Annotated in this window: 14 protein-coding genes; 2 read left to right on the plus strand and 12 right to left on the minus strand. The window is 58.7% G+C overall.

The genetic code is table 11. The annotated features are described in order from the left end of the window. Positions 1-134: 134 nt before the first annotated feature. Complete coding sequence (gene arnT, locus KGB03_RS30630; RefSeq protein ID WP_223530880.1) at positions 135-1856, minus strand: lipid IV(A) 4-amino-4-deoxy-L-arabinosyltransferase; 1722 nt, start codon at positions 1854-1856, stop codon at positions 135-137. Positions 1857-2036: 180 nt separating this feature from the next. Beyond that, positions 2037-2717, minus strand: coding sequence for a histidine phosphatase family protein (locus tag KGB03_RS30635; RefSeq protein WP_411740396.1), 681 nt, complete (start codon positions 2715-2717; stop codon positions 2037-2039). Between the two features lie 291 nt (positions 2718-3008). Between KGB03_RS30635 and KGB03_RS30640 the strand changes: the two genes are divergently transcribed. Further along, positions 3009-4325 (plus strand): sensor histidine kinase, encoded by a 1317-nt coding sequence (locus KGB03_RS30640; RefSeq protein ID WP_218534712.1) that lies wholly within the window; start codon positions 3009-3011, stop codon positions 4323-4325. Here KGB03_RS30640 and KGB03_RS30645 read toward each other — a convergent pair. From KGB03_RS30645 to KGB03_RS30675, 7 genes are all read right to left on the minus strand, one after another. Further along, complete coding sequence (locus KGB03_RS30645; protein WP_218534713.1) at positions 4288-4848, minus strand: membrane integrity-associated transporter subunit PqiC; 561 nt, start codon at positions 4846-4848, stop codon at positions 4288-4290. The two genes, KGB03_RS30640 and KGB03_RS30645, sit on opposite strands and share 38 nt — an antisense overlap. Positions 4849-4865: 17 nt before the next feature. Further along, positions 4866-6521, minus strand: coding sequence for an intermembrane transport protein PqiB (locus tag KGB03_RS30650; RefSeq protein WP_218534714.1), 1656 nt, complete (start codon positions 6519-6521; stop codon positions 4866-4868). Next, complete coding sequence (locus tag KGB03_RS30655; RefSeq protein WP_192409387.1) at positions 6502-7158, minus strand: paraquat-inducible protein A; 657 nt, start codon at positions 7156-7158, stop codon at positions 6502-6504. Before KGB03_RS30655 ends, KGB03_RS30650 begins: the two co-directional genes overlap by 20 nt. Beyond that, entirely contained in the window at positions 7155-7751 is a 597-nt protein-coding gene (locus KGB03_RS30660) for a paraquat-inducible protein A (RefSeq protein ID WP_192409386.1), read from the minus strand. Before KGB03_RS30660 ends, KGB03_RS30655 begins: the two co-directional genes overlap by 4 nt. Positions 7752-7987: 236 nt before the next feature. Next, positions 7988-9289: an NAD(P)/FAD-dependent oxidoreductase gene (locus KGB03_RS30665; RefSeq protein WP_223530884.1), complete on the minus strand. Its 1302-nt coding sequence runs from the start codon at positions 9287-9289 to the stop codon at positions 7988-7990. Beyond that, the gene (locus KGB03_RS30670; protein ID WP_111451641.1) at positions 9286-10374 is read right to left on the minus strand and encodes a polyamine ABC transporter substrate-binding protein; all 1089 of its coding nucleotides are present in this window, start codon (positions 10372-10374) and stop codon (positions 9286-9288) included. Before KGB03_RS30670 ends, KGB03_RS30665 begins: the two co-directional genes overlap by 4 nt. A gap of 171 nt (positions 10375-10545) precedes the next feature. Then, positions 10546-11904, minus strand: a complete 1359-nt coding sequence (locus KGB03_RS30675; RefSeq protein ID WP_033053302.1) for a glutamine synthetase family protein — start codon at positions 11902-11904, stop codon at positions 10546-10548. Between the two features lie 161 nt (positions 11905-12065). On the opposite strand from KGB03_RS30675, the gene KGB03_RS30680 reads away from it, so the two are divergent. Further along, positions 12066-12989, plus strand: coding sequence for a helix-turn-helix domain-containing protein (locus KGB03_RS30680; protein WP_223530886.1), 924 nt, complete (start codon positions 12066-12068; stop codon positions 12987-12989). Positions 12990-13001: 12 nt separating this feature from the next. Here KGB03_RS30680 and KGB03_RS30685 read toward each other — a convergent pair whose 3' ends face one another. The 3 genes from KGB03_RS30685 to KGB03_RS30695 form a co-directional block, all read right to left on the minus strand. Further along, on the minus strand, positions 13002-13922 hold the full coding sequence (locus KGB03_RS30685; RefSeq protein WP_111451644.1) for a MurR/RpiR family transcriptional regulator: 921 nt from the start codon (positions 13920-13922) through the stop codon (positions 13002-13004). Positions 13923-14037: 115 nt separating this feature from the next. After that, a complete protein-coding gene (locus KGB03_RS30690) occupies positions 14038-14802 on the minus strand; it encodes an ABC transporter ATP-binding protein (RefSeq protein ID WP_223530889.1) in 765 nt (254 codons plus the stop codon). A gap of 18 nt (positions 14803-14820) precedes the next feature. Then, positions 14821-15933: a succinylglutamate desuccinylase/aspartoacylase family protein gene (locus KGB03_RS30695; protein WP_223530892.1), complete on the minus strand. Its 1113-nt coding sequence runs from the start codon at positions 15931-15933 to the stop codon at positions 14821-14823. Positions 15934-15939: the final 6 nt, after the last annotated feature.

Here is a 15939-nt window from a genome sequence, read left to right on the forward strand (position 1 = left end):
AATGAGAAAAAAACGTCAATTTAATCGTTAATTCCTGTCATTTGGCGTCTGGGCTCGGGGACTGAGACAGTCACTCGCGAGCCGTTGCCTGGAGCGCTGTGCACGGTGATGTGGCCACCGAGTGTTTCGACATGTCAGGGTTGGCGCTGCGCGAAGATCAGAATGTGCAGGTCACCGCGCTCATAACGCTTGCCGTCGATGGGCAACAACTCGACTTCTTGCTCTTCCTGGACACTGTTGACTCGCATCACCACGCCGACCGCGCCTTTTTTGCGGGCCTCGGTCATCCACTGGGCGACATTGTCCATGGTCACTTTTCTCGATTCCATCGCAGGATCGTTGAGGCCGTACTTCAGCTCGCCGACGGTGTTGTAAAGTGCGATCTGCGGCCGCTTCAGGCGCCACGACAAGGCCGCTGCAGCACCCAAATCATTACTGAGCAACGAGGTCGTCTGGCTCAAGGCATCCAGATGCTCGGCAATGAACTGATCGGGCATCTTGCTATCGACGATCTGGCCGGGCATCGCCGCCGGCAGCAAGGCGACCAGCAGCCAGATGCCCAGGGCCGGCATGCCCCAGAACATCAAAGGACGCAAGACTTGCAACGCGTTAGCGATGATCCAGCCAAGCAGCACGAAAAACACCAGCGACAGGCTGAACATTTCCGTGTTTTCGTAGAGCTCTTTGGTGGCCTGCAAATAAAGCAGAACGATCAGGGCTGTGGTCGCAATGACGACATTGATCACACCGTTGATACGAATCGCCCGGCCGCGTGCCTTATTCAGCAACTCGGTCAGAGCATGGCCCATCAGCAACGCCAGGGGTAAAAGGCACGGCATGATATAGGTCGGCAGCTTGCCGCTGCTCAGGCTGAAGAACCCCAGTGGCAATAGCAGCCAGAGCAATAGAAAGCAGATCGCCGGCTGGCGTTTGTGCTGCCAGGCCTGGACGAATGTCGCTGGCAGCAAGGCTGCCCAAGGCAGACTCGACACGACCATTAGCGGCACGTAGAACCACCAGGGACGAGCGTGCTGCGCATCATCGGCAGCAAAACGGCGAATGTGTTCGTTCCAGAAGAAAAACCGCCAGAAGTCCGGTTCCTGATGGTGGATCGCGAGTACCCACGGCAGGCAGACCACTGCGGCCACGACGACTGCCAGAGGCCCGTAACGTAACAACTCACCCAAGCGTCGTTGCCAGAGCATCCAGGGCAGGGCGATCAACACGGGCAACAACCAGGCAAGAAAACCCTTGGTCATGAAACCCATACCGCAGGCAACGCCCAACACTGCCCAAGCGCCGAGTCGAGCGCGTGAAACCTGGCTATCGATGGCAAACCACAGCGCAACCAGACTCAGGTTGACCCATAACGTGAATTGCGGATCGAGGTTGGCGTATCCGGCCTGACCGGCGATCAACCCGAAGCTCATGTACAACAGTGCGCAGGCGAAGCTTTTGCGCGGGTCGTTCCAGAGGCGACGGGCAATCAGGTAGGTTAGCCAGATACTCAGCCCGGTGCTCAATGCCGAGGCGATACGCACCCCAAACAAGGTGTCGCCAAATACAGCCTGACCGATGGCGATCATCCAGTAACCGGCAATCGGCTTCTCGAAATACCGAATCCCCATGAAATGCGGAGCGATCCAGTTACCGCTCAACCGCATTTCCTGACTGATCTGACCATAACGGGTTTCATCAGGCGTCCATAAGCCATGGGTCACCAGCGGCAGGAGATAAAAGACCAGGAAGGCCAGCAGCAATCCCGGAACCATCCAGCGCTCGGCGATCGACCGGGCTGAGGCGTCTGCTCGGGACAAATGGCCAGCAGAACGGGGAAGCAGGTTATCGGGTGTCATGACTAAACCTTGGTAAAGTTTGTAAATGAACAGGCGCGTGGCACGAAGCAACAAGAGCGCAACTTCTTCAATGTCATGACGCAACCGCGACCTGAACTTGGAAGTTGGCTCAATGGGTTTTGAATTTTTTAAGTTAAAGGGATTTGTTCTCAAACACTGTATTCGACTGCGCCCGCAGGATTATTGGCTCACCTGTTTTTCGCTCAACAGCGAATCCCAGTCATTGGCATTGACGATCCCGAGCACCTGAAGTTTTCCATCCGCACTAATGCTCACGAACAACGAACTGCCATATTCACTTTTCTTCACGTGTTTGAAACCGGTCTGCCCTTCAAATTCGTGAATACAACCGCTGTGAGTGACCAACACCAGATTGCGATGGGCCACCTTGCGCGCCACCACATCGTTACGCAGGGTCTTGCCGCAGGTTGCCAGCCAGTCCTGAGTCATCGCGTCTTTGCCGAGCATATAGTGTGAGGTTTGCACTGTACGGGTAACCGGACTACTCAGGACATCGGTCTGCGACAGCCCCAGGCGCAGGAAACCCTGGCCCACCGCCGCGGCCGCAACGCTGCCGGCTTGGGTGATGCCGTCAGCCGGGCCCAGGCATGGGTTCGTGGATCGGTCGCATCGCTCGGTATGGCGTACCAGCGCGACGACCTCACCGGCTTGCCAGCGCTGGAGCAGGTCCGCTTTAGTTGCGGATCCGGCAGTGACCACGTTGGCCGGAGATCTTGGCCACAAGGCAAAACCGGTTACCCCGGCAAGGGTGACCAACACCACGATCAACCCCGTGAGCCCGAACAGCCGCGATAGCCACGTTGGTTTATGCGGAAACTTGCGCGATAGTAAATTAGGCACGTATGTTTTTACCCCTGAGTACGCGATAAACATCAACTTTCAATGCGCTTCTTCCAATCGGATGTTGAAGCTGATTGGCTATTTGGTTGTCAAGACGCTATCGACGACAAACTAAAAGGTGTCAGGTGCCTGAGAAGTGAAAGAAATGTGAAAGTTTTGCGAGAGGGTTGCGCGGTTAATTATTAGTGCATTGTTGCAAACGTTTCTCTTATGTACCTTGCCTGTGGACTGACGTTGGTTTTAGCCCCGGTTCTGCGGCAATAGACCCCGACAATGGAGCCCGACACCAGAATGGATTTAAAGCAAAGTCTGACGAAACGGATTGTCATCGTATTCACCCTGATGAGCGCGCTGGTCGCGGGGATTTTTGCGTTTGGCATTGTGGCGACTGTCCATGTGGTGGAACGAAAGCTCTCGGCCGCGACCCTGGGAGGAGGGCTGCACCGCCTGCTGTTGATGGACAACCCCGATAACTGGCTCCATCAACCCGAAAAAGATGAACTGTTTTTCGCCCAGGGAGCCAAGGCCCCCATGGCCCTGAACTCGGTGCTGGAGGCGCTGCCCCCGGGGTTTCAGGAGATTCTCTACGGTGGTTCGAAGTACTACGCCATGGTGAACCTGGTGGGTGATCGAAAATACGTTTTGTTGCGCGACGAACGAAGCCTCGAACGACGGGAACATGTGCTGTTCCTGGTAGTGGTTGTCGGGGTTTTCTTGAGTGTCTTGCTGGCGATTTTGATGGGCCGGTTGCTGGCCCGACGCGTCCTCGCACCTGTGATTCGTCTGGCGCGTCAGGTGCGGCATCGCGATCAACTGCTGGAGCTGGCACCACCGCTACATCCCGATTATGCAAAGGACGAAGTGGGTGAACTGGCGCTTTCCTTCGATCAGACGCTGGGCCGTTTGCGCGCTGCACTGGGACGGGAAAAACTCTTTACCAGCGATGTCAGTCACGAACTGCGCACGCCTTTGATGGTGCTGGCCAGCTCCTGTGAACTGCTACTCGGCAATCCCTCGCTGGACCACCGTTCCACGGCGCAGGTTCAGCGAATCGCCCGTGCCAGTCATGAAATGCGCCAATTGGTCGAGACGTTTTTGATGTTGGCGCGTGCGCGGGAGGATTCCGGTTCAGGTGTGAGTGCCACCCTGAAGGACATCGCCGACGCGCTGGTGGATGTCTGGAGACCGCTGATCAGGGAAAAGGACATCGAGTTTATTTACGTCGTCGAACATGTTTCAACGGAACGCCATAACCTGACGTTCCTGCAATCGGTCATGGGCAACTTGTTGCGTAATGCCTGGCACTACACCGATCGGGGTTTCATTCGGCTGACGTTGCGCGAGCACGGTTTCAGTGTCGAAGACAGTGGCATAGGCATTGCGGAAGAAAAACGTCATGCAATGTTTCAACCGTTTGTGCGCGGTGATGAGCAACGTGGCGAAGGGCTGGGCCTGGGCCTTTCGTTGATCCAGCGTATTTGCACCCATCAGAATTGGCGAGTGGAACTCACCAGCCGCCAGCCAAACGGATGTTGCTTCACGGTTGACTTGACGGGTGGGAGGTCGGCGCTTACTGCGCCGCCGGACAACCTCTTGATGTACCGGTAGCGGCCTGATTGATCAACGCGGCCAGGCGTTTGACGTTGTTCTGTTGGGCGCTCACCAGTTCATCGATGGAAGGCCCTGATGGTGTCTGCAGCGTGCTGCGGCAAGTGATCAGCGTGTTATCGCTTTCGCCGAGATTGCGCAGGCGCCATTTGACGTCAATCAGCGCGTATTGGCCGGGGATCGAATCAAAGCGTTGCACGTCCAGCCGCACCGACACCCTGCGCTGGGGATTGCTGTTGACCAGTTGATCGACCAGGGCAGTGCGCAATTCATCCGACAGGCTCGCCCCCCACCATTGGGTTTCGAGGATCGCCAGGCCGCTGTTGCCTTGGCGAATAACGATCTGCGGACGGTCGACCTGCGGCGGGACGCTGAGGCCCTCGATCTGGATATCCGCAGTGCTGGTCCTTGAATTGCTGCTCGGTTGGGCCGGGGTCAGGGTGTGGAATTGAATCGGCTCACTGCGGCAAGCCGTGAGCAAAAACAATGCGCTGACCAAGGTGATCTTTAACGAAAAAGCCATGGGTGATGCTCCTGTGGTCATTTGCGTGGTGGCCCCTGCAGGTCCATCGGCGCGGCATTGTCGGGGCGGCCGCGAATCAGCGATTCCGGATGCCGTCCCAGGTAATCCGAGAGTTCACGCAAGGAGCGCGACATACGCCCGAGCTCGTCGAGGGTCTGACCTAATTGTTCGCGTTGCGGCGAGTCTTCGGCCAAGGTCGAACTGGCCGATTGCAGCGTCTTGCTGACATCCGCCAGGGTGGTCTGCACGCCGGGCAGGGTCTTGGCGTTGAATTGCGCCAGGCTTTTGCGCAGTTCGACGAGGTTGCTGTCCAGGTTGCCGGCAATGCGTTCGATCGGCAGTTGGTTGATCTTGTTGATCATGCCCTCCAGTTTTTCCTGCAATTGTTCGAGGCTGCCAGGAATGGTTGGGATAGAGACTGGACGAGCGGTTGGATCGAACACGACTTTCTCCGCTTTGGGGTAGAAGTCGAGTGCAATGTAAAGCTGGCCGGTCAATAGATTGCCGCTCCGAGCCTGGGCCCGCAGACCATTTTCGATAAAGCTGCCCATCAGCTGGACGCCAGCGGCTTCGTCGTTGGGGTCATGATTCAAGGCCTTGAGCATTTTGGTGTGAGCCTGGCCGAGACGTTGCGGGTAGATCATGATGCCGACGTTGACGGGGAAGCTGCGTTTTTTCGCGTCGAAATCCAGATTGACCGCCACGACTCTGCCGAACTCGATGCCAAGGAACTCAACCGGCGCACCGACCTTGAGCCCGCGCAAGGCTTGATCGAAACGCAAGGCCAGGAATTGCCCCTTGCCGCTGGGCGGGGCGAGGGCAGTTAACTGGTCTTCGAACAGGTCGAAGGCTTTGTCCTCTTTAGCCGGTTGATCATTGGGGCTGTAATCCGGAGCGCGGAAGGCGATGCCGCCCACCAGGATCGATGACAGCGACTCGGTTTTCAGCGAAAAGCCGTTGGCGTCGACGTTCACGTCGATTCCGCTGGCGTTCCAGAACCGGGTATTTTCAGTGACGTAGGCATCGTTGGGCGAGTGGATGAACACTTCGATGTTGACCCCTTTGCCGTCGGCGTCCAGGGCATAGGCCACCACTTGCCCCACCGGAATCTTGCGGTAGTAAACCGGAGAGCCGATATCCAGCGAACCGAGGTCCTGGGTGTTCAGGGTGAAGCGCTTGCCCGGCTCGCCATAGGTAATCGGTGGCGGGTTTTCCAGGCCGATAAAGTTTTTTGCACGAGCGTGGGCCTGGCCGATGTCGGCGCCAATGTAGTCCCCGGACAGCAGGGTATCGATACCCGACACCCCGCCGGCGCCAATTCGCGGACGCACGACCCAGAATTGCGAATCTTCGCGGGTGAAACTTTCCGCCTGCTTGGACAGTTTGATGGTGGCGTCGACGCTCTTCTGATCGTTGCTCAGCTCCACGTCCGAAACATGGCCGATCACCACGTTGCGGTATTTGACTTCGGTTTTGTTGGCCGTCAGACCGCTACCGGTCTTGAACGTGACGGTAATGGTCGGACCTTCCTGCAGCATGGTGTGCACGACCAGGGAAATCCCCACCAGCACCGCGACAATCGGCACGATCCACACCAGTGAAACGCTGAAGCGGCGGGTCTTGACCGGGGCCTGACCGGGGGCTTGCGGCCCGTCAGTGATTTGCGACTTCATCCATGACCTCCTCGTTTGGGTTATCCCGCTCTTCTTTATCCCAGATCAGGCGTGGGTCGAAACTCATTGCCGACAGCATGGTGAAGACCACCACCAGGCCAAAAAACAGAATGCCCGGGCGCGGTTCGATATCGGCCAGGGCTTGAAACTTCACCAGTGAGGCCACCAGGGCGACCACGATTACATCGAGCATCGACCAGTAACCGATGAGCTCGACGAAACGGTACAGCGTTGACCGCTGTTTGCTCGCCCATTGGCTGTCGCGCTGGACGGTCACCAGTAACAGCGTCAGGGCGACGAACTTGATGCCCGGCACCGCGATGCTGGCGATGAAAATAATCAGGGCAATGTCCCAGGCGCCGTGCTGCCAGAACTCAATTACACCGCTCATGATCGTGCTATCGGCGCCGTTGCCGACCATCTTGGTGTTCATCACTGGCAGCAGATTGGCCGGGACGTAAAACGCCAGGGCAGTGAACATGTAGGCCCAGGTCCGGGCCAGTGAGTTGGTTTTGCGCCGATGCAGCGGCGCGCCGCACCGTGTGCATTCGTGAGGTTCATCGGTCATGTCACAGGCCAGGCCGCAGCTATGACACAGGCACAGGTTGAGTTCACTCGCCACCGGAGGCCTGTTCATAAGATGTCCCATAGATCACGGATGTCGCGCCCGGCGATGCGGATCATCATCAGACTGAGAATGGCCAGTGCAAACAGGCCGATGCCAGGCAGTACATCTAGCAATCCGGCGAGTTTGATGACCGCGACCATCGCCCCCAGCAGACAGACCTCCAGCATGCTCCAGGGCCTGAGGGTTTCCAGCCAGCGCATGCAGAACCTGAAACCGGGCGAGCGCTGGTGGGCGAGGGCGAAGCTCAGGACCCAGATAAGCAGCAACAGCTGGAAAATCGGCGCGATAATCATCGAGATCGCCGCCACCATGGCGATGAAAGTGATCGGCCCCAGACTCAGGGCCAGCACCGAATCCCAGAGCGTTGCGCTGTTTTTAAGGCCTTTGAGGCTGATGCTCATGACGGGATAGAAGTTGGCGAAAATCCACAGCATCAACGCGGTGAAGGTCAACGCCAGACGTTGTTCCACCGTCAGGCCGTTATAGCGCTGAAGCACACCGCCACAGCGTGTACAGAGGGTTTTTTGATGTTTGGCGAGCGTGACTTTTTGATACACGCAGTCGCAGTGCTCGCAGATGATCAGTGGGTCAGTCGTAGCCATAGGCTGCACTCGCCAGGACGCAGGGAAGTCAGAGCACTCCCTCAATATAGAAGCGCCTAGCGATTGAGCAAATCTAAAGGCTCAAACAACTGCTTGACCGCGTTGTCGTTCTTCGCGAGCAAGCCCGCTCCCACATTTGATCTTCAGTAGCCACATCATTTGTGAGCGACGCAGATCCAGTGTGGGAGCGGGCTTGCTCGCGAAGGCGGATTGTCAGGCTACTAACGTCTTACTAATCACCCCAGCAGTTCGCGCAATCGATACCAGAACATGCCGAGGGCCAGCAGTGGAGAGCGCAGCATCGGCCCACCGGGAAAGGTCATGTGCGGCACGGCGCTGAACACGTCAAAGCCCTGACTGTGCCCGACGTGGATCGCTTCACCCAACAGCTTGGCGCACCAGTGGGTCACGTTCAGGCCATGACCGGAGTAACCCTGGGCGTAGAACACGTTCGGATGCTGGTTCAAGCGCCCGACCTGAGGGAAGCGATTGGCGCTGATGCCAATCTTGCCGCCCCATTGATAGTCGATGCGCACGTCGGCCAGTTGCGGGAAGACCTTGAGCATGTGCGGGCGCATGTAAGCTTCGATGTCCGCCGGATCACGCCCGGAATAATGACAGGCGCCGCCGAACAGCAAGCGTCGGTCCGCCGAGAGCCGGTAGTAATCCAGGCCGACTTTCTGATCGCAGAGCGCCAGGTTCAGCGGGATCAATTGCGCTGCCTGTTCGGGCGTCAACGGCTCGGTGGCGATGATGTAGCTGCCCGCCGGAAGCACCTTGCCGCTCAGTTTCGGTTCGAGCTCTTCCAGGTGAGCGTTGCACGCCAGCACCAGACTGCCGGCGCGCACCGTGCCGCCGGCACAGCGAACCTGCACGGTGCTGCCATGGATCAACTCCAGCACCGGGCTCTGCTCGAAGATCTGCACCCCTAAGGATTGCGCCAATAGCGCTTCGCCAAGGACCAGATTGAGCGGGTGCAAGTGACCCGAGCCCATGTCAACGAGACCACCGGCATACACGCCGGAGTTCACCACCTGCTGACGGATTTGCTCCGGCCCGACGAGTCGGGTTTCGTGGGCGTAACCCGATTCGGCAAGGCCTTGCTGCTCAGCCTTGAACGCCGCGAACTGCGCTTTGGTATTGGCCAGTTCACAGAACCCCCAGCGCAGGTCGCAATCAATCCCGTGCTCACGAATGCGGTTGCCCACCAGTGCTACCGACTCGACGCCCGCACGCTCAAGGTAGCGCACGCCTTCTTCACCGACATGACGGGCGAAACCGCTGACGTCATGGCCGATGCCGCGAATCAACTGCCCGCCGTTGCGCCCGCTGGCACCCCAACCGATCCGTCGGCCCTCCAGCAGAATCACCGAGAGCCCGCGTTGCGCCAGTTCGATCGCCGTGTTAACGCCGGTAAAGCCGCCGCCGATCACACAGACATCGGCTTCAAGGTCCTCGGCCAGTGTAGGGTAGGGTGCCGTTCCATTGGCTGACGCCGCGTAATAGGAACGAGCATGTTCGTTGCTGTACTGGTTCATTGGTTGGACTTCACTTTGCTCCAGGAACGGGTCATCAACCGCATGATTGCCTGGGGCGGGGTGGTGGAAATGTAGAGCTTGTCGAGGACTGCCTGAGGCGGATAAACCTCAGGGTTGTTGACCAGTTCAGGGTCCATGTCTTGCTTGGACGCCGGGTTCGGGTTGGCGTAACCGACCGAAGCACTGACCTTGGCAATCACGTGCGGATCGAGCAGGTAATTAATGAAAGCATGCGCCTCTTTCTGGTTGCTGGCGTCTGCGGGAACCGCCAACAGGTCGAACCACAAGTTGCTGCCTTCCTTGGGAATCGCGTAGGCGATATTCACGCCGTTCTTGGCTTCCTTGGCCCGGTTCGCGGCCTGGAACACGTCACCCGAGTAACCGAACGCCACGCAGATGTCGCCGTTGGCCAGGTCCGAAACGTACTTGGAGGAGTGGAAATAGGTGATGTAAGGGCGGATGGTCAGCAGCTTGGCTTCAGCTTTCTTGAAGTCTTCAGGGTTTTCGCTGCGCGGGTCCATGCCCATGTAATTGAGAACGGCCGGGAACACTTCATCGGCCGAATCCATCATCGACACGCCGCACTGGCTGAGTTTCTTCAGATTCTCCGGTTCGAAAAAAACCGCCCAGGAATCGATGCGGTCAATGCCCAGCACTTGCTTGACCTTGTCGACGTTGTAGCCGATGCCGTTGGTGCCCCACAGGTACGGAACCGAGTGTTCGTTGCCCGGATCGTTTTTCTCCAGCAGCGCCAGCAGTTTCGGGTCGAGGTTCTTGAAGTTGGGCAGCTGCGAACGGTCGAGCTTCAGGAACGCACCGGCTTTCACCTGGCGAGCGAGGAAGTGGTTGGACGGCACCACCACGTCATACCCGGTGCGGCCGGCGAGCAGTTTGCCCTCCAGGGTTTCGTTGGAATCGAACACGTCGTAGATCACCTTGATCCCGCTTTTCGCCTGGAAATCGGCTAGGGTGGTCTCGCCGATGTAATCGGTCCAGTTGTAGACGCTGACCGTTGGCTGAGCCTGCGCAACGGCGCTGAACAACACGGCCAGCGCGACCGGAACCATGGATTTCAATAGACGCATACGACACCTCTTGTAGTTGTTGGATTTTTCAGGCGTTGGCATTTTCCTTGTGGGAGCGGGCTTGCTCGCGAAAGCGGTCTATCAGTCAACGGTGATGTTGCATGTGCCGGCCTATTCGCGAGCAAGCCCGCTCCCACAGGGGGAATGCGGTCTCAGGTGAGCGCTTGTTTGCTAGACGCTGAGCAGCAGGAACTCGCGCTCCCACGAGCTGATCACCCGTTTGAAGTTCTCGTGTTCCGCTCGCTTGACTGCGACATAACCGCGAACGAATTTGCTGCCCAGATAACGCGAAACGGTGTCGCATTCCTCCATCTGCGTCAGAGCGTCTTCGATGGTGATCGGCAGGCGCAGATTGCGGCGCTCATAGGCACGTCCCTGGACCGCAGCGCTCGGTTCGATACGTTCGACCATCCCCAGATACCCGCACAACAGACTCGCAGCGATGGCTAGATAAGGGTTGGCATCGGCGCCCGGCAAACGGTTTTCCACGCGCATCGCGTCCGGCGTGGAGGTCGGCACACGCAGGCCAACGGTACGGTTTTCTTCGCCCCATTCGACGTTCACCGGTGCCGACGTGTCTGGCAGGAAGCGGCGGAACGAATTGACGTTGGGTGCGAACATCGGCAGCACTTTGGGGATGTACTTTTGCAGGCCGCCGATGTGGTGCAGGAACAGCTCGCTCATTTTTCCATCGGCATCGGCAAAGATCGGCTGGCCGGTGGCGATGTCCACCACGCTTTGGTGGATATGCATGGCGCTGCCGGGCTCATCGCCAATCGGTTTGGCCATGAAGGTCGCGGTGACGTTGTGCTTGAGCGCCGCTTCACGCAGGGTGCGCTTGAACACGGTGATCTGGTCGGCCAGATCCAGTGCGTCGCCATGCCGGAAGTTGATTTCCATCTGCGCCGGGCCGTCTTCGTGGATCAGGGTATCGAGGTCAAGACCCTGAAGTTCACACCAGTCGTACACGTCTTCAAACAGCGGATCGAATTCGTTGGCGGCGTCGATGGAAAACGACTGACGACCACTTTCTGCACGGCCCGAACGACCCAGCGGCGCCTTGAGCGGCAAGTCCGGGTCTTCGCAGCGCTGGGTCAGGTAGAACTCCATTTCCGGCGCGACAATCGGCCGCCAGCCTTTGTCGGTGTACAGCTGCAGGACTTTTTTCAGCACGTTGCGCGGTGACAGCTCGATCGGGTTGCCGAACTTGTCGAAGGTGTCGTGAATCACGATGGCGGTGGGCTCGATGGCCCATGGAATCACGTACACCGCGTCGGAGACGGGCTTGCACACCATGTCGATGTCGGCCGGGTCGAGCAGGTCGTAGTAGATGTCGTCGTCGACAAAGTCCCCGGTTACCGTTTGCAAAAGCACACTTTCCGGCAGGCGCATGCCTCGCTCATGCAGGAACTTGTTGGTGGGTGCAATTTTGCCGCGTGCAATGCCGGTCAAGTCGCTGACCACACACTCGACTTCGGTAATCTTGTGATCTTTCAGCCACGTGAGCAGCTGATCGAAAGGGACATTCATAAAGACCTCGTTATTGGTTTTATTAACGCCGGGGAGGCTGGTTTCATCCACCACACACTTCCCCTGTGGCGCGTTGACGACTATCTTGGGCGAGCCTTGACGTTCCATCTATCCACTTTCAGCAGCACCAAAACGCACCAAACGAGTGCGTAAGGTCACCCATGACAACGTGCAACCCCCTGCAAGTCCAAGCGTTCGACACCGCCGATGTCGCCGAGCAAATCCGCGTCACACCGGGTTGGGTCCAGCATTACCAACAAATGTCACCGGGGCATTTCGCCGGGCGCGTGCGCTACCTGGACCTGCAAGGTGTGGAGATTTACGAGGAACAGATGAACACCCGGGTCGAGCAGAATTTCAGCGCGCCCGAAGGTTCGCTGGCGTTCTGTTTCGATCGCAGCGACAACGCGCTGTACGTGTTGAATGGCGAAAGTCGCAACATCTGGATCACCCCGGAGAACTACCAGGAAATTGCCGTGGTGTTCGGTCCGGCGTTCGTGCAGCGTCACGGATTGAACGTGGACAGGCTCGAAGGCCTGTTCATGGCGCCGCTGAACTCGGGGCAGAATGCATTGTTCAGTCGCTGGCTCAGCGGGACGCTGACCCGACTGGCGCAGACCCTCGATCCGCCGAGCAAGGAGGCGTTGACTCAGCAGTTGCTCGAAGACTGCCTGTACATCCTCGACAACGCGTGTGTTTGCCTTGATCGCGGAGGGTTACAGCGCCGCGCCGAAGAGCGTGCGGTGATGAAACGCATCGGTGAGTGGGCGGCGGACGCCCCGGAAGACACCCTGAATCTGCTGGAGCTTTCGCAAATTGCCGGGGTTTCACTGCGTCAGTTGCAGCATGCGTTCAAGGCTTATACCGGGATGACCCCGACCCATTGGCTGCGCTTGCGCCGACTCAACAGCGCACGCCGCGAGTTGCTCAGCCGCACAGCGATGGACACCACCGTTGCCGAAGTGGCGATGCACTGGTCGTTCTGGCATTTAGGGCGATTTTCCAGCAGCTATCGCGCGTTGTTCAACGAACTTCCCAGTCAGACGCTCGCCCGCACACCCTGTGGCGCAACAAGTCGCGGGTAAGTCGGGTATACGTCAGCGCGGCTTTGTGGCTTTCGACGATTTGCTGTTACCCGGCATGTGCAGGTAAGCCATCACGCTTTCGGTCAGTTCGGTCGCCAGTTTGACGGCTTCTTTATTGCGCGCCATCACGCCCGCCACCAAGCCTTCGATCAAGGCGAGCACCGCGATGTTGGAACTGGTCAATACCGGATGGTCGGCGGGAGCAAACAGCACGTGTTCGGCAATGCTGGTGAGCGGCGAGGCGGGTGAATCGGTGATTGCCAACACCGTGGCACCCCGTTCATTGGCGAAACGGGCGAGTTGCAGGGTGTCGAGGGAATAGCGCGGCAGGGAGATCGCCAGCAACACATCCTGATCGGTAATCGCGGCCAGACGGTAGGCGGCGTTTTCGTTGCCGCCCTCCATGCTGATGGCGGTGGCGTCGGCGCAGAAGGGCATCAGGGTCGAGGCGGCGAGGCCGGCGAAGTACACGCTGTTGCCAAAACCCAGGATGTAGATTTTGCGCGCCTGGGTCAGGCGGGTCACGAACGCTTCAAAGGTGTCTGCGTGGTTGTTGGTCGCCGCCGTCGCGAGGTTGCTGCTGGCGCTTTGGATTTGCTCATGCAGGCCAAACGCGCCGCCAGGACGATGTGCCAGTTCGTTGCGCAGTTTGTCGACCGGCGACACCATTTGCTGCAATGTCGCGACGAGTTCGGCTTTCATGCCGGTGTAGCCACCCAGGTTCAGGGCCTTGGCCAAGCGGTTGACTGCGGCTGGCGAGGTGGATGTTTCGTGGGCCATCTCCTCGATGGTCAGCGTCGCGGCCCGCAGCGGGTGACGCAGGATAAAGTCCGCCACCTTGCGCAGGGACGGCTGCAAATCGCCAACGATCTCCGCCAGTTTGCGCATAACCGGTGCGGCATAGACCGTGGTGTTGTTCGATGGGGTCGGCATATCCGGCTCAACATTTCCTGAGGGTTGATAAAGCTGGCGGGAGTGTATCCGAAGCCGACCCTCGGTGTGCAGCGCTGCCAAGAGTCGGTAATGTCAGTCAGTTAAGCTGGGCGGATTACTTCAAGCTCCCGGCAAGAAACTGCTGGAGGCGTTCGGATTGCGGGTTGACCAGCACTTCCCGCGGGTCGCCACGTTCTTCGACCTGCCCTTTGTGCAGGAACACCAGTTGATTGGAAACCTCGCGGGCAAAACCCATTTCATGGGTCACGACTACCATGGTGCGGCCTTCGAGAGCGAGGTCCTGCATGACTTTGAGCACTTCGCCGACCAGTTCGGGGTCGAGTGCCGAGGTCGGCTCATCGAACAACATCACTTCCGGCTCCATCGCCAGCGCCCGGGCAATCGCCACACGCTGCTGCTCGCCGCCGGACATATGGGCTGGCCAGGCGTCCATCCGGTGCGCCACGCCGACTTTGTTCAGGTAGTGTTCGGCCTTTTCCCTGGCCTCTTGCTTGCTTATGCCAAGCACATGCACCGGGGCTTCCATGACGTTTTCAAGGGCGCTCATATGCGACCACAGGTTGAAGTGCTGAAACACCATCGACAGCCGTGAACGCATGCGTTGTAGCTGCTTGGGTTCGGCGGCCTTGAGCCCGCCGAGTTTGTTGGTCACCAGTTTCAATTGTTCGCCGTTGAGCACGATGTTGCCGGCGTTGGGCTGCTCCAGCAGGTTGATGCAGCGCAAGAAGGTGCTTTTGCCCGAGCCGCTGGAGCCGATGAGGCTGATCACATCACCGGCCTTCGCTTCCAGGGACACGCCCTTGAGCACGTGGTGGCTGCCATAGCTTTTGTGTAGATCCTGAACTTCTAGTTTGTACATGGTTTTTATTCTCTGGAATCAGTCGCTGAGCAAGCGACCCTGGCGAATAAGACGGGTGCCGGCGACTTTGGCCAGCCACAAACCGGGCTGGGCAAAGCGCAGGCGTTCTCGGGCATAGAGGGTGCCGTCGGTGCTGGCGCGCACGATACTGTGGCGATCGGTCAGCGGATCCAGCACTTCGAACAGCGGATCGCCCACCCTGACCCGGGCACCCAGCGGTTGCAGAAAACTCACCACCCCCGGGTGCGGCGCATAGGCGTACTGCGCGCCGGCGAATGGCGTCGCTTCACAACAGGTCAGTGGCGCTGCTGGCCAGTCACCACTGATCAGGTCTTGTTCGGCGAGATAGCCAAGAATGGCCTCGGCGCTATCGACACATTGTTCGCGTTCGGTGTCGGCCATGCCGCGCAACTCGATGGTGGTGGCCACGCAGGCCAGCGGAATATCGGCTTCAGGAAACAGCTCAGCCAAGCGCAACCAAGGGATCGCACAGGCCTCATCGAAGGCACTGCCGCCCGCACCCTCGGCCAGCAGCGCGGCGCCGGCACCGAGTCGAGCGGCCAACGAACGCAATCGCGGCCAATTTTGCGGCATGGCGTAAAGCAGCATGATCGACTCGAAATCGCAGTGCAGGTCCAGCACTACATCGGCGTCACAGGCATGTTGCAGCAACAGGCGGCGCAAGCCATCGAGTTCCGACATCGGTGGTGGCATGTCGGCGAGGACATCGGCCATGGCCCGACGGATCTGTGCAGTGTTGACGTCGGCATTGTCGCCCAGGTGGTCTTTCACCTGCGCCGCCACGGCTTCGGTCAGCTCCGGGAAATCCCGATTGAAATTCTTCCCGCTGGAAAACTCGAAGCGCCCCTGATGGGTCGCCTGGAACATCTGGGCGATGCCAATCGGATTGGCCATCGGCACTAACTCGATCACGCCGTTCAGGCGACCTTGTTCTTCCAGCACCCGCAGACGTCGTTTGAGTTCAACCGCCACGCGCATCCCCGGCAACTCGTCGGCATGCAGGGACGCCTGAATGTAGGCCTTGCGCGATCCGCTGCCAAAACGAAACAGCGACAGTTTCCGTTCAGTGCCCGAAGCACTCCACGGCAACAGGTATTCAATGTGCTCCATAACAGC

Source organism: Pseudomonas sp. BF-B-26 (assembly GCF_019956495.1).
GTDB lineage: Bacteria > Pseudomonadota > Gammaproteobacteria > Pseudomonadales > Pseudomonadaceae > Aquipseudomonas.

Coding starts and splice junctions, on each gene's coding strand:
- KGB03_RS30640 (WP_218534712.1), top strand. CDS start 3,009: ATGGATTTAAAGCAAAGTCTGACGAAACGGATTGTCATCGTATTCACC.
- KGB03_RS30665 (WP_223530884.1), bottom strand. CDS start 9,289: ATGAACCAGTACAGCAACGAACATGCTCGTTCCTATTACGCGGCGTCA.
- KGB03_RS30690 (WP_223530889.1), bottom strand. CDS start 14,802: ATGTACAAACTAGAAGTTCAGGATCTACACAAAAGCTATGGCAGCCAC.
- KGB03_RS30650 (WP_218534714.1), bottom strand. CDS start 6,521: ATGAAGTCGCAAATCACTGACGGGCCGCAAGCCCCCGGTCAGGCCCCG.
- KGB03_RS30685 (WP_111451644.1), bottom strand. CDS start 13,922: ATGCCGACCCCATCGAACAACACCACGGTCTATGCCGCACCGGTTATG.
- arnT (WP_223530880.1), bottom strand. CDS start 1,856: ATGACACCCGATAACCTGCTTCCCCGTTCTGCTGGCCATTTGTCCCGA.
- KGB03_RS30670 (WP_111451641.1), bottom strand. CDS start 10,374: ATGCGTCTATTGAAATCCATGGTTCCGGTCGCGCTGGCCGTGTTGTTC.
- KGB03_RS30645 (WP_218534713.1), bottom strand. CDS start 4,848: ATGGCTTTTTCGTTAAAGATCACCTTGGTCAGCGCATTGTTTTTGCTC.
- KGB03_RS30660 (WP_192409386.1), bottom strand. CDS start 7,751: ATGGCTACGACTGACCCACTGATCATCTGCGAGCACTGCGACTGCGTG.
- KGB03_RS30680 (WP_223530886.1), top strand. CDS start 12,066: ATGACAACGTGCAACCCCCTGCAAGTCCAAGCGTTCGACACCGCCGAT.
- KGB03_RS30655 (WP_192409387.1), bottom strand. CDS start 7,158: ATGAACAGGCCTCCGGTGGCGAGTGAACTCAACCTGTGCCTGTGTCAT.
- KGB03_RS30695 (WP_223530892.1), bottom strand. CDS start 15,933: ATGGAGCACATTGAATACCTGTTGCCGTGGAGTGCTTCGGGCACTGAA.
- KGB03_RS30675 (WP_033053302.1), bottom strand. CDS start 11,904: ATGAATGTCCCTTTCGATCAGCTGCTCACGTGGCTGAAAGATCACAAG.